The 14,259-nt window shown below is 74.8% G+C and carries 6 protein-coding genes and 1 riboswitch; all 6 genes read right to left on the bottom strand.

Going from position 1 to position 14,259, the window contains the following annotated elements; all coding sequences use genetic code 11:
- Positions 1-65: 65 nt before the first annotated feature.
- Positions 66-208, bottom strand: a riboswitch (FMN riboswitch).
- A gap of 95 nt (positions 209-303) precedes the next feature.
- On the bottom strand, positions 304-1,785 hold the full coding sequence (gene putP / locus AIF0345_RS08255; protein ID WP_043559571.1) for a sodium/proline symporter PutP: 1,482 nt from the start codon (positions 1,783-1,785) through the stop codon (positions 304-306).
- Positions 1,786-1,918: 133 nt separating this feature from the next.
- Positions 1,919-2,326: a PTS-dependent dihydroxyacetone kinase phosphotransferase subunit DhaM gene (locus AIF0345_RS08250; RefSeq protein ID WP_268917152.1), complete on the bottom strand. Its 408-nt coding sequence runs from the start codon at positions 2,324-2,326 to the stop codon at positions 1,919-1,921.
- Complete coding sequence (gene dhaL / locus AIF0345_RS08245; RefSeq protein ID WP_285295853.1) at positions 2,323-2,976, bottom strand: dihydroxyacetone kinase subunit DhaL; 654 nt, start codon at positions 2,974-2,976, stop codon at positions 2,323-2,325. The genes AIF0345_RS08250 and dhaL overlap by 4 nt, the downstream gene beginning before the upstream one ends.
- Positions 2,973-3,977: a dihydroxyacetone kinase subunit DhaK gene (gene dhaK / locus AIF0345_RS08240; RefSeq protein WP_268917150.1), complete on the bottom strand. Its 1,005-nt coding sequence runs from the start codon at positions 3,975-3,977 to the stop codon at positions 2,973-2,975. Before dhaK ends, dhaL begins: the two co-directional genes overlap by 4 nt.
- A 108-nt stretch (positions 3,978-4,085) precedes the next feature.
- On the bottom strand, positions 4,086-4,580 hold the full coding sequence (gene acpS, locus AIF0345_RS08235) for a holo-ACP synthase AcpS (RefSeq protein ID WP_285295852.1): 495 nt from the start codon (positions 4,578-4,580) through the stop codon (positions 4,086-4,088).
- 124 nt (positions 4,581-4,704) lie between these two features.
- Positions 4,705-14,172, bottom strand: coding sequence for a type I polyketide synthase (locus AIF0345_RS08230; RefSeq protein ID WP_285297910.1), 9,468 nt, complete (start codon positions 14,170-14,172; stop codon positions 4,705-4,707).
- Positions 14,173-14,259: the final 87 nt, after the last annotated feature.

Raw genomic sequence — 14,259 nt, 5'->3', positions numbered from 1 at the left:
TCGAGCGTCACCGGCGGCCCGCGCGGGCGAGCCGGGGGCTCCGGGGAGCGCCCCGGGCCGAGTGCCGCGTGCCTCCTCCCATCCGGACTTTCACCGTCGGTGCCGGAGTTCCACCGGCTCAACCGGTTGCGCCGTCCCGACGGGCCGGTGCAACCGGGTCGCGGACTATCACCGCCGGCTCGGACTTTCACCGACCCCGGAGCACGTTGCTGGCAGCGACCCTAGCCGATGGCAGTGAGTAGGACAACACGCCACGGTGACGGGCGGGTCACACGCAGGGCCGGTACGCCGCGGCCGGGCGGGTCAGCGGGCTCCGGCGACGGCGGCCCGGAACTCGGCCTCGACCCCGGGGTCCGGACGGCCGGCGCGCGAGACGGCCCAGGCGACGAGCAGGTTGGCCGCGAAGCCCGGAGCGAGCTCGTACAGGTCGAGGATCCCGCCGGGGCCGCCGTCGAGGCTGCCCCAGACGGCGACCACGACCGCCCCGGTGATCATGCCGGCGACCGCGCCGAGCGCCGTCAGCCGCCGCCAGTACAGGCACAGCAGGACGGTCGGCCCGAAGGAGGCCCCGAAGCCCGCCCAGGCGAAGGCCACCAGGGCCAGGATCGTGTCGTTGGGCGTCCACGCCATGGCGGCGGCGGTCAGCGCGACGATGAGCACGGCGGTGCGCGAGGCGATGACCAGGTGGCCGGGGGAGAGCTCCTTCTTGCGCACGATGCGGTAGAGGTCCTCGACCAGGGCCGAGGAGGTGACCAGCAGCTGGCTGGAGATGGTCGACATGATCGCGGCCAGAATCGCGGCGAGCATGAAGCCCGCGACGAAGGGGTGGAAGAGGAGCCGGCCCAGCGAGATGAAGACAGCCTCGGGGTTGTCCAGCCGGCTGCTGTCGCGCTGATACATGGCCACCCCCACCACGGCGGTGCCGATGGCGCCGAGCACCGCGAAGAGCATCCAGCTGATGCCGATAACGGCGCCCTGCACCGCCTCGCGCGGGGAGCGGATCGCCATGAAGCGCACGATGATGTGCGGCTGGCCGAAGTAGCCCAGCCCCCAGGCCAGCGAGCTGACGACGCCGATGACCGAGGTGGTGGCGCCGGCCATCGCCCAGTAGCGCGGGTCGACCGCGCTGACGGCGTCAATGGTGGCGCCGATGCCGCCCAGGCGGATGATGCCGACGACGGGGACCGCGACGAGCGCCGCGACCATCATGAGCCCCTGGACCAGGTCGGTCCAGGAGACCGCCAGGAAGCCGCCCACCAGCGTGTACATCACGGTGATGGCGGCGACCAGTGTCATGCCCAGGCGGTAGTCCATGCCGAAGGACGACTCGAAGAAGGTGCCGCCGGCCACCATCCCGGAGGAGACGTAGAAGGTGAAGAACACCAGGATGATCAGGCCGCTGGTCCAGCGCATGAGGCGACGGGAGTCGTGCAGGCGGTTGTCCAGGAAGCTGGGGATGGTGATGGAGTTGCCGGCCACCTCGGTGTAGCTGCGCAGACGCGGCGCCACCGTGAGCCAGTTGACCAGGGCCCCCACCGTCAGCCCGACGGCGATCCAGGACTCCATCAGCCCCGAGGCGTACAGGGCGCCGGGCAGCCCCATGAGCAGCCATCCGGACATGTCCGAGGCGCCCGCGGACAGGGCGGCCACGAAGGGGTTGAGGTCGCGTCCGGCGAGCATGTAGTCGTCGAGATCGGATGTGCGCGCATAGGCCCACAGGCCGATCATGATCATGCCGACGAAGTAGATGATCATGGAGATGGCGGAGAAGGTCGTGGGAGACATGGCTCTCCTCTACGTAGGGACGTTAGTCCTACTCACCTTAGTCGATGTGCGGCCGCGGGTACAGCCTGTCTTCATTGGGGGTGTAGTTCTTCTGCATCACCTGGGCGCCGCGGCCCGGGCGGCCCCCTCGCCCCTAGTGCGTCATCTGGATGCGCTTGGCCTCGGTGGCGGCCTCGGCCTCGCCGGCGACGTCGTCGAGCCGCTTGCCGATGCCGGCGGCCGCGTAGGCGCCGATGAGGCCCTCGACGAACGGCGCCGGGCTCAGGCGCACCCGGGCGCCCAGGCCCGGGTCGACCAGCTCGAGGGCCGTCTCCGCGCTCATGATCCCGCTGCCCAGGTCCGCCAGCACGAGGACGCCCCCGCCGTCGTCGGCCCTCCCGATGGCGGCGGCGACCTCGGTCGCGTCGGTGCCCAGACCGCCGTCGGGCAGCCCGGCGGCCAGCTCGACCCGTACGTCGAGGCCGGGGACGAGTCCGGCGGCGAGCCCGAGAGCCGCCCGCGCGAGCTCGGCGGAGTGCGAGACCAGGACGAGGCCGGTCACGAGGCGGTCCCGTCGGCGACGTCTGCGAGGGCGCGCACGATCAGGGCGGTGGAGGAGGCCCCGGGATCGACGTGCCCGATGGAGCGCTCCCCGAGGTAGGAGGCCCGCCCCTTCCTGGCGAGCATCGGCTCGGTGGCCGCCCGACCGGCGTCGGCGGCCGCGGCCGCCTCCCGCAGCGCCGCCTGCATGCTCGTGCCCGCGCGCAGCGCCTCCAGGGCCGGCAGCCAGGCGTCGAGCATGGTCTTCTCCCCCGCCTCGGCCCTGCCCCGCTGCATGATGCCGCCGACGCCGGCCTCGACGGCGGCGGTGAGCGCGTCCAGGTCCAGGGCGCTGCGCCCGGCGGTCGCCGCGGCCATGCGCAGGAAGAAGGTGCCGTACAGGGGCCCCGAGGCGCCGCCGACCTTGGAGATCAGCGCCGTGGCGGCCTTCTTCAGGACGGCGTCCGCGGTGCCGGGGACCGGGGCCGCCACAGCCGCCATGGCTGCCTCCATGCCCCGCTTCATGTTCGCCCCGTGGTCGGCGTCGCCGATGGCGGCGTCCAGCTCGGTGAGCTCATCGGCGTGCTCGGCGATGAGGTCGCCGGCGCGGCGGACCCAGGCCGCCAGGTCGGTCGCGGTCAGCTCGGTCAGTCCGGTCGGCGCCATGGTCATCGCCCCCAGCGCAGGCCGGGAGCGGACACCGGGGCGTCCCACAGGCGCAGGATCTCCTCGTCGGCGCGCACGAGGGTCAGGGAGCAGCCGGCCATGTCAAGGCTCGTGATGTAGTTGCCGACCAGGCTGCGCTCAACGGTGACGCCGGCCGCCTCCAGCTGCCCGGCGACCTCGGCGTACATGACGTACAGCTCGATGAGGGGGCTCGCGCCCATGCCGTTGAGGAGGGCGATGACGCCGGTGCCGTCGCCGGCTGGCAGCTCGGCCAGGACCGGCCCGGCGAGCCGCTCGGCGATCTCGCGGGCGGAGGCGATCTTCTCGCGGCGGCGGCCGGGCTCGCCGTGGATGCCGATGCCGATCTCCATCTCGTCGTCCGCCAGGTCGAAGGAGGGCCTGCCGTTGGCGGGAACGGTGCAGGAGGTCAGGGCCGCTCCCATGGAGCGGCCGCCCTCGCTCACCCGGCGGGCGAGGGCCGCGACCTCGTCGAGGCTCCTGCCCTCCTCGGCGGCGGCTCCGGCGACCTTCTCAACAATGACGGTCACGCCCACGCCGCGGCGACCTGCCGTGTAGAGGGAGTCCTCGACGGCCACGTCGTCGGCGGTGACGACGGTGGCGACCGGGGTGCCGGACTCGGCGGCGACGAGCTCTGCGGCCATCTCGAAGTTCATGACGTCGCCGGTGTAGTTCTTCACGATGTGGAGGACGCCGGCTCCGCGGTCGACGGCGGCGGTGGCGGCGGCGATCTGGTCGGGCACGGGCGAGGTGAAGATCTCGCCCGCGCAGGCGGCGTCCAGCATGCCGGCGCCCACGAAGCCGCCGTGAAGGGGCTCGTGGCCGCTGCCGCCGCCGGAGACGATGGCGACCTTGCCCTCGTCCTTGGGGGTTGCGCGGTAGACGATGCGCCGGTCGAGATCGACGCGGAGCGTGTTCGGGTGGGCTGCGGCCATGCCGGCCAGGGCGTCCGCGACGACGGCGTCGGCGGCATTGATGAGCTTCTTCATGCACCAATGGTACGTCGAATGAGTCCCCGGTCACAGGAAGGATCCTCGGGGTCCTGCTGACCGGGTGCGGTGCGCCGGTGCGGCGGGCGCGAAGGCCCGTGCGGGCTCTCAGCCGGTCAGGGCCAGCACGACGGCGGCCGCCCAGCCGCCGTCGTGGGTCAGGGAGACCGGCCACCGGCCCGGCCGGTCGGCCCCCTCCCCCAGGCTCGCCTCGACCGCGCCGGCGACGGCGTCGCCGAGGCGCAGCGAGGGGCGCCCCCAGCGGTCGTTGACGACCTCGATGCCGCGCCAGTCGACCTCCTCGATTCTCAGGACGGGGGGGCAGACGCGCCCGGTGAGGGCGTTGACGGCCGTCGACCAGGCCTTGACGAAGGCCTCCTTGGCGGCCCAGCGGGCGGCCAGGTGCTCGGCCTCGTGGGAGCGGCTCGTCTCGGCGCGGCGCCTGGCCTCGCGGCGCTCGCGGGCGGTGAAGGCGCGCTCGGCGAAGACGGTGCCGGGCACCGCCAGCTGCTCGACGACGCCGGGCACGTGGACGAGGTCGAGGCCCACCCCGAGCACGCGGGCGCCGCAGTCGGGCAGGGGCGGCAGAGCAGGGGCCGTCACAGCAACACCTCCATGGGTCGTACGACCGATCTCGCGCCGGAGACCTACCGATCTCGGCGAAGGGCGGTGGTGGGCGGGCCCGCGGCCGCGCTCCCGCCCACCACCGCCGACGGGTGGGAGCGGGTCAGGCGCTCTCCCCGGCGTGGTAGACGCCGTCGGCGCCCAGCCGCGCCCGGGGGTCCAGGAGCATGGCGGCCTCGACCTCGTGCGGGTCGCGGTGCCCGGTCTCCTGGCCGAGTCGGCGGCCCTCGACCTGCTCGAACAGCGGCGCCCGGCCGATCATGCCGGCCCGACGACGGCGCGTGCCCGCGGCGAGGCGGGCGTTGGCGCCGGCCAGCCACGCGTCCACCGCCTCCTGGCCGCCCGACTGGCGCAGGGCGGACTCGAAGGCGCCGGGGTGGACCAGGGCGATCAGGCCGCTGACGTGCCCGAAGCCCAGCGAGGTCAGCAGGCCCGCGCGCACCGGGCCGGCGCCCGGAACGCGTCCGGACTCCCCGCCGCGCCCGGCCAGGCGGATGGGCGTGCGCGGCCAGACCCAGAAGGCGTCCTTGGCCAGCGGCGCGTCGACCACGTCGAGGCTGGCGTTGCCCGGGGCCACGCCGGTGGCGAGGATCTCGGCCAGGCCGGAGACCTGGAAGACCGCGGCTCCGCCCTTGGCGTGACCGGTGATCGTCTTCTGGGAGACGGCCACCAGCGGGTTGCCCTCGGAGCGGCCCAGTGCGCGCGCCAGGCGCGTGTGCAGCTCGGACTCGTTGGGGTCGTTGGCGCCCGTGGACGTGTCGTGCTTGGAGACCACGGCGATGTCGTCGGCCTCGACGCCCAGGGCGCGCAGGGAGCGCGCCAGGCGGGAGTCCCCCCCGCCGCGCCCGGCCCCCAGGGCGCCCAGGCCGGGCGCCGGGATGGAGGTGTGGGCGCCGTCGGCGTAGGAGGACACGAAGCCGATCACGCCGGCGACCGGCAGCCCCAGCCGGGCGGCCACGGAGGCGCGCGCCAGGATCACCGTGCCGCCGCCCTCGGCCTCCACGAAGCCGCCTCGGCGGCGGTCGTTGGCCCGGGAGAAGTGGCGGGCGGAGATGCCCTTGGCGTACATGGCGGCCGCCTCCGCGGTGGCGCTCATGTTGCCGAAGCCGACCACGGACTCCACCGAGATGTCGTCGATGGCGCCGGCGACGACCACGTCGGCCTTGCCCAGGGCGATCTTGTCCCAGCCCTCCTCGATGGACACCGCGGCGGTGGCGCAGGCGCTCACCGGCTGGACCATCGACCCGTAGCCGCCGATGTAGGACTGCATGACGTGCGCGGCCACGACGTTGGGCAGGGCCTCCTGGAGGATGTCGCTGGGGCGGTCCTCGCCGAGCAGGCGGCCCACGAACATCTTGCGCATGGCGTCCATGCCGCCGAAGCCGGTTCCCTGCGTGGAGGCGACGTCGCTGGGGTGGACGGCCGCCAGCAGCTCGGCGGGCGAGAAGCCGGCCGACAGGAAGGCGTCGACCGCCGTGACGAGGTTCCACGAGGCGATCGGGTCCATGCCCTCGGCCATGGCCGCCGGAATGCCCCAGCGCTGCGGGTCGAAGTCGACCGGGAACTGGCCGCCGACCGTGCGCGACAGGGCCGCACGGCGCGGAACGCGGGCGAGCGACCCGGCCAGGCGGGTGACGGTCCACTCCCCCGTCTCGGCGTCGGGCGCCACGAGCGTGTGCTCGGGGTCGGTCGCCTCCAGGGTGCGGGCGGTGGCCTCGTCGGCCACGGTCAGCGTGATGTCGTGGTCGAGGTAGACGGCCACGTCCTCCTCGGCGTCGGGGGCGATGACCCCGTCGTCGACGAACTCGCGGATGCCGCAGCGCGCCACGACCTCGTCGCGGTAGCGCTCGAGGATGTCGGACTCCTCGACCATCTCGCCGTCGGCGTCGTACCAGCCGGCCTTCGGCGAGTCGTGCCAGGTGAGCAGGCCCATGCCCCAGGCGAGCTCCAGCACGCCGGCGGCGGTCAGCTCGACGTCGTCGCCGCCGCTCATGCCCAGCTCGGCCTCGCGGCGCGTGCGCCCCGACCCCCACGTGGAGACCTCGCCGGTGGACACCACGACGACCATGTCGTCCAGGGAGGCGTCCACACCGCCCCAGTGGGGGGCGGTCGGCTGGGTGGGCACCACCGGGGTCGGCAGGGCCTTGATGGTGGCCGGGGCCGGCTCCCCGTCGGCGGCGTCCGCGTTCTCGGCCGCCTGGGCCACGGCCTGCTCGCGCAGGGCGACCAGGTCCACGCCCTCGCCCAGGCCCCCGGTCAGGTCCGCCAGGACCGGGGCGGTGGCCGCCTGGGCGCGCACGTCGGTGGTGCACAGCCCCACCAGCTCGGCGGCGATCTCCGGGGTGGCCCAGGTGCGCACCCCGGCGGCCTCGACGGCCGCCACGAGCGGGTCGTTGGCGCCCATGAGGCCGGTGCCCCGCACCCAGCCGATGCGCGGGTGGGCGAGCGTCACTCGCTGCGCCCAGGCCCGCTCGGAGCGCCACCGGTTGACGATGGCGTCCAGGGCGGACTTGACCTCGCCGTAGGCGCCGTCCCCGCCGAAGGTGCCGCGGTTGGGCGAGCCGGGCAGCACGACGTGGAGGCGGTGGTCCACATGGGTGTCGGTGCCGATAGCGCTCAGCGCCGCGATGGTGCGCTCCACGCTCCACAGCAGCAGGCGCGTCTGCGACTCGGTGTCGGGGCCGGCGTCGGCCAGGGTCCCGGACACGCGCGGCGCCGCGAAGGGGAACAGGAGGGTCGGGACAAGGGCCTCCTTGACGAGCCTGGTCGAGCCGCCGGAGGTGATGACCTGGTCGTGGCCGATCCAGTCGGCCAGGGCGTCCACGTCCCGGTAGGAGGCCAGGTTCGCCGGGACCATCCACAGGCGCGCGCCGGCGGCGGCGTGCTCGCGGTACAGGTCCTTGGCGAAGGCCAGGCGCTCGTGCGTCAGGCGCGAGCTGGTCGCCACCACGGTGGCGCCGCCGGCCAGCAGCTCGCCGACGACCGCGGCGGCGATGGAGCGCGGGGCCACGCCGGTGACGACGGCGACGTCGTCGGCCCAGCGGACCGAGTCGGCGCCGGCCACGGGGGGCCGCGCCGCCGCGGTCGCGATGGCTTCGGCAATGCCCGCGCGCTCGGCGGCCTCGGGGGCGCCGGCCTCGCGCAGGGCGCGCACCCACCAGGCGGCCTGGTCGGCGACGGCCCGCCCCAGTCCGGTGAAGCGCTCCGGGGCCAGGAGCGCGCGCGCCCGGTCCAGCGGCGTCTCGCCGTTGCCCAGGCGGGCCAGGTCCTCGCGCGCCGTGGCCCAGCGGTCGTCGATGAGGACGGCGCGGTCGGCGTCGAAGGCGGGCGTGACCGAGCGCAGCCAGCCGGCGCCCAGCTCGGCGTCGACGGCCTCGACCAGGGCGCGCGCGGCCGCCGCCTCGTCGTCCGCGTCGGCGGGGACGGTGACCCGCTCCGACAGGCCCAGGGCAGACAGCACGGTGCGCGCCGTGGTGGCCAGCACGCCGTCGGCGCCGGTGACGGCGGCGGCGAAGGCGTCCAGGGCGGCGGAGTCCACCACCGCGCCCCCGGCGCCGCCCGCGGCGCTGGGCCTGGCCACGGAGACGCCGTGGGCCGAGGCCACGTCCTGGACGGCCCTGTCGATGAGGGCGTCCACCGCGCCGGCGCTGCCAACCGGGGCCGAGGTCCCCAGGGAGGCGAGGTCCTCCCCGCGCATGGAGGCGCCCTCGCGGGTGCCCAGGAACAGCTCGGCGGTGACGTGGGAGACCCACCCCTCGCCCAGGCCCCAGGTGCCCGTGACGCGCTCGGCGACGCGCGCGGGGCGTACGCCGGACGGGCCGAGGAGGCGGCCCAGGGCGGTGCGGACGGCGTCGGTGAGGACCGGGCCGAAGGCCTTGTAGCCGGGGGCCCCCTTGGCGACCGTGGCCGCCAGCGCCGTCATGTCGGCGTCCGCGGCGCCGTCGATGCTGGCGAGCTGGAGCTCGGTGCCCATGTCCATGAGCAGCTGGTTGCGCCGCGAGGACACGCCGTTGGTCAGGGTCTCGGTGGTGTCGGTGGCGCCGATCTGCTCGGGCCGGATGCGCGCGGCGTGCGCCAGGAGCACGGTCAGGGCGTCCGTGGCGGTGAAGGGCAGGTCGTCCACGGGACCGGAGGCGGCCGGCGGCGCGGCCGGGGCCTCCGCCGGCGCGGCGGACGCCTCGACGGGAGCCGGTGCGGCGGCCTCGACGGGGGCGGCCTGCTCGCCGGTCGGCAGCTCGAAGCTCTCCTCCTCCGGCTCCACGGCCGGGTCGGTGTCGGTGGCCAGGACGCGCGCCTCGTCGCGGCGGGCGTTGTGGACCGTCACGTGGCGCCCGTGGTGCTGGGGCAGCATGAGCGTCCTGGAGGCCAGGTTGGCCAGCGTCGGGGAGGCGGCCAGGCCGACCTCGATAATGTGCTCCACGCCCAGGCCGCCCTGATCGGGGGCGGACAGCAGGACGTCCTGAGTCTCGATCCAGCGCACCGGGGAGGCGAACTGCCAGGCGAGCAGCTCGATGAGCAGCCGGCGGGCCAGCTCGACGGGCCGCTTCTGCCAGGCGGCCCAGTCCTCGACAATGGCCCGAACCGGCTCGGAGGGCACGACGTCGAGGATCGCGCGGGCGAACTCGGGGGTCAGCTCGAAGGGGCGCGCCACCAGGTTGGGCACGTAGCGGCCCACCAGGCGGTCGGCGTCCAGGTCGGTCGGGACGAGCGCGGCCAGGCGCTCGCGGAACTCGGGCACGCCGGGGCGCAGGACCCTGGAGTGGAAGGGCACGTCAATGCCGGGCACGAGCATGAACGGGTTCTTGCCGCCGCGCGCCTCGGCCCTGGCTCGCGAGTCGGCGGCCAGGGCGTCCAGCCCCTTGATGGTGCCCGCCACGGCGTACTGCACGCCGGCGAGGTTGTAGTTGACGATCTGGAGGAACTCGCCGCTGGTCCGGGAGATCTGGTCGACGTAGTCCTCGACGTCGGCCGCCTTAATGCCCGCCTGGTTGGGGCGCAGCGCTCCCATGCGGTAGTTCGAGGCGCCGTGCTCGTCGCGCTCGACCAGGGTGTGCATGGTCGAGCCGCGCTGGAAGACGATGGAGATGGTCGTCTCCACGGGCATGACGCGCCCGTAGGCGCTCAGGGCGGTGTACTCCCCCAGGGAGTGCCCGGCGAAGGCGGCCCCCTCGACCAGGGCCCCGGCCTCGGCCAGGCGCGCCGTGGTGGCCATGGCGACGGTGGCCAGGGCCACCTGGGTGAACTGGGTGAGGTTGAGCAGCCCCTCGGGGTGGCGGTAGGTGACGCCGCGGGCGGTCATCTCGGTGGGGTTGTCGCGCACCAGGGCGATGACGGAGAAGCCGAGCTCGGCGCGGGTGTGGGCGTCTGCGCGCTCCCAGACCTCGCGGGCGGCCCTGGAGCTGTTCATCTCGTCCAGCCCCATGCCGCGTGCCTGGATGCCCTGGCCGGGGTAGATGTAGGCGGTCGGCTCGGGCTCGGTGACGGCGGTGCCGCGGGAGACGACCTCGTCGCCGATACGGCAGGTGACCTCCAGGACGAGGCCGCCGCCGCGCACCAGGCCGGTGCGCTCGACGCTGATCTCGACGCGGTCGCCGAGCTCGACGGTGCCGAGCATGACGTAGGTCCAGCCGGCCAGCACATTGCGGGTGCCGTTGGCGGCGGTGGCGGCCACCACCTGCTGGGCGGTCGCCGACAGCCACATGCCGTGGACCAGCGGCGCCTCCATGCCGGCGACCTTGGCCGCGTGGTAGCTGGTGTGGATGGGGTTGAAGTCGCCGGTGACGCGGGCGAAGGCGGTCATGTCGGCCGGCGCCGTCACCGTGACGCGGCGCAGCAGACGGCGCGCAGCGGGGGCGGTGGCGCGCCCCGTGCCCCCGGCCGGCTCGGGGCTGGTGGGCACGGCGGTGCCCGAGGCGCGCCCGCGGATGGCGAAGCGCTCGCGCATGAGGGCGACCAGGGCGCCGTCGGAGGCGTCGGTCAGCTCCAGGCGCACATCGACGACCCGGCCGGCGCCGGACTCCTCCAGGGCGGCCACCCACCCGTCGACCTGGATGACGGTGTCGGGGCCCGCCTGGGCGTGCAGCTCGGCCAGTGGGCGGCGCAGGTCGATGGTGTGGTCGAGGTGGACGGCTCCCAGCAGCCCCTCGATGAGCGGCATGCCGTCCTCGACGACGCTGCCCAGGGCCGCGTAGACCACCGGCCAGCAGGGGCCGAGCAGGGCGTCGGGCACCAGCGGGGCGGGCGACAGCGAGGTCGGCAGGGCGTCTGCGGTCACGGCGCCGTGATCGGCCCCCAGGTTGCCGGCCAGGGTGAAACGGGCGTGGACGGTGCCGAAGGGCTGGGTTGCGGGGCGGCCGAGCGCGTCGGCGGCTCCGGGCGCGGCGGCGACCACCTGCGGCAGGGCCTCGACGAGGTCGCCGGTGACGGACACGGCACCCACGCCGGCGGTGGCGCGCAGCAGGTCGTTCATGGTCTCGCTGATGCGCTCGGGGTCCACCAGCGGCGCGGCCCCGTCCCAGGCGCGGGCCAGGCGCAGGGGGACGACGAGGCGGCGCACGGCGTGGATGTCCTGGCCGCCGGGTGTGGAGTCCCAGTGGGTGTCGAGGCGGATGTCCAGGTCGTAGGCGTCCTCGGCGACGTCGGGGCGGGCGATGACCGTGTAGGCCTCCGGCGGCAGCACGCGGGCCGGGTTGATGGTCAGGTGCCCGTTCCACAGGACGTGCGGCGTGGTGCGGACCAGCTCGGTGGCGTCGGCGACGGGGGCGCCGAGCGTGCTCGCGGTCACCTCGGTGCCCAGGCGTCCGGCGGCGACCTGCTCGGGCACGCCAGCGGCCTGGAGGGCCTCGACGGCGGCGGTCTCAAAGCGGCCCAGGAGGTGGCCGACGGGCTCGTTGATGGTGGTGATACCCGCCACGGCGACCGGGCCGGGGATGATGCGCACCTGGTCGGCGGTGTAACGCGGGTCCTGGGACTGCCACAGCGAGTCGGTGCCCCACCAGCGCAGGATGTCGGCGTCCAGGACCGGCACGAAGGGCACCGGCCTGGGGTGCTTGCGGCACAGGTCGACGAACCAGGCGGCGTCGGCCGGCTCGACGAGCGTCCGGGCGGCGGACGGGTAGCGCCGGGCGAGCGCGGCCAGGGCGGCGTCGGCGTCCAGGACGTCGTCCTCGGTGGCGAACAGGGTCTCGATCTCGCCGTGGTCGGCGCTGCTCACACGCGCCTCGACGCGGTGGAGCAGGTCGACGAAGCGGTCGTACCAGCCCTCGTCGGCCCAGTCCGCGCGGGTGGCGGCACGCCCGTCGTGGGGGGCGACGCACAGCTCGGCGTAGCGGGTGGCCCAGTCCAGGTAGGTCATCTCCTCGACGTCGCCGAAGTAGGGCTTGGCGGTCTTGGACAGGGCGGCGATCATCTCCTCGCGCCGGGCGTTCATGGCCCGGTCGTTGCCGGCGAGCTCCTGGATGAGGCGGGAGGCGCGCGCCGAGGAGTTGTCGATCTCATACAGGTCGGCGCGCAGGTGCGACAGGCCGGAGGTCATCCCGCCCACCGAGGCGCCCGAGGCGACCCAGCCGCCCTCGTGCGCGGGGTCGATGCCGGGGGTGTCGACGAGGAGCTGCTTGACGTCCTCGTTGGTCCTGGCCTCCAGGCAGGTCATAGCGGCCGTGCCGACCATGACGCCGTCCACGGGGGCGGCGGTGACTCCGTAGGCCTCGGCCCAGCGCCCGGTGAGGTAGTCGGCGGCCCTCTCGGGCGTGCCGATGCCCCCGCCGACGCACACCACCAGGTTGTCGCACGCCCGGATGGCGTCGTAGGTGGCCAGGAGCATGGTGTCCAGGTCCTCCCAGGAGTGGTGGCCGCCGGCGTGCCCGTCCTCGATCTGCATAATGACGGGGCTGCCGGGCACGGCCTTGGCGATGGCGATGACCTGGCGGATCTGGTCCACGGTGCCGGGCTTGAAGGCCACGTAGGGGAAGCCCTCGGCGTGCAGGCGCGCCAGCAGGGCGACCGCCTCGTCGAGCTCGGGGATGCCCGCGGAGATGACGACGCCGTCCACGGGGGCGCCGGCGCCGCGGGCCTTGGACAGCAGGCGCTGGGTGCCCAGGTGAAGGTTCCACAGGTAGCGGTCCATGAACATGGCGTTGAAGGCGGCCGTGCGGCCCGGCTCCAGGGCGGCCTCCAGCCCGGCCAGGTTCTCGGTCAGGACCGTGGCGGTGGTCTGCCCGCCGCCGGCGAGCTCGGACCAGTAGCCGGCGTTGGCCGCCGCTGCCACGATCGCGGGGTCGACGGTGGTGGGCGTCATGCCGGCCAGCAGCACGGCGGAGCGTCCGGTCAGGCGGGTGAAGGCGGTGTCGAGGGTGAGCCGCCCGTCGGGCAGGCGGGTCAGGCGCGGGGCGAAGCGGGCGCGGTCGACCGCCGGCGCCGGGGCGGCGCCGGGCCGCTCGAGGTTGTCGATACCGCGTGCGGTGCCCGCGGGGATGACGGTCGTGCCGGTGCCGGCCACGACTGCCTCGGTCAGACGCGTGAGCACGGTCCCCGGGCCCAGGTCGACCACGAGGCGGGAGCCGGCCCCCGCCAGGGCCTGGGCGACCATCTCGGGCCAGTCGACCGGGTCGATGAGAACGGCGACAGCCAGGTCGCGGGCCAGGCCGGCGTCCAGCCCGGCGCGCTCGGACCACGCGACGACGTCCTCGACGGCGGGCGCGAGCAGCGGGGTGTGGAAGGGGACCGAGGTGGTGAGGAACTCGGTGACGGGGCTGAGGACCGCTCCCCCGCGGCGGCGCTCCTTGCGGTCGTCGGCGCTGCGGCGGGCGGCGGCCTCCAGGGCGCTGACCACGGCCTCCAGGTCGGCGGGGCGGCCCGACAGGATGTGGGCCTGGCGGCCGTTGGTGACTCCGACGCTGATGTCCTGCGCGCCGGGGACCCGGGCGAGCACGGCGTCCAGGACCTGGCGGGTCACGCCGCGCACCGAGAGCATGGGGGTGGACTCCCCCACGGTGCCCAGGTCGAGACGGCGGGTGGTGCGGGCGGCGGCCGCTCCGATGAGACGGGCGATGGCGTGGACCTCGACAGCGCCCGCCTCATCGGCCTCGGAGCCGCCGTCGCCGGCCAGGGTCTGCAGCAGGGCGACGCCGAGCACTCCCTGGGAGTGGCCGATGACGGCGGCGGGGGCCGCCGACGAGGTGACGGCGACGCCGGCTGCGGGCAGGGAGGCGACGGCGGCGTGCTGGGCGAACAGGATCCCGGGGACCGAGATGTCGGCGGTGTCGGCCACGGACCCGCCCGCGGCGGCGGGGGTCACGGGGACGGCGTCGTCGGTCAGGAAGCGGGCGCCGCGCGGGGTGATGGTCAGCAGGTCGGTGGCTACGGGCGCCAGGCGCGCCGCGACGGCGGCGTCCAGCCTGACGAGCGCGGCCGCCAGCTCGCGGTCCAGGCCGACGAGCTCGTCAAGGGTGGCGCGCCAGGGCGTGGCCTGTCCGCCAAAGGCCAGGACGTAGGGCTCGCCCCCGCTCAGACGCTCGGCGGAGGTCGGGGCGGCGGCCTCGACGGTGGTGGAGGTGGTGGGCTGGGTGGTCATGCGGTCCTCGGTCGTGGTGGACAGGTCGGTAGACGGTGCGGTGCTCGGGACAGTGGTGTCCGACGGCGCCGGTGAGGCGGGATGATC

Source organism: Actinomyces israelii (assembly GCF_030253495.1).
Taxonomy (GTDB): Bacteria; Actinomycetota; Actinomycetes; order Actinomycetales; family Actinomycetaceae; genus Actinomyces; species Actinomyces israelii.
The sequence above is the reverse complement of the archived record's forward strand: the minus strand, read 5'-3'. Positions and strand labels throughout refer to the sequence as shown.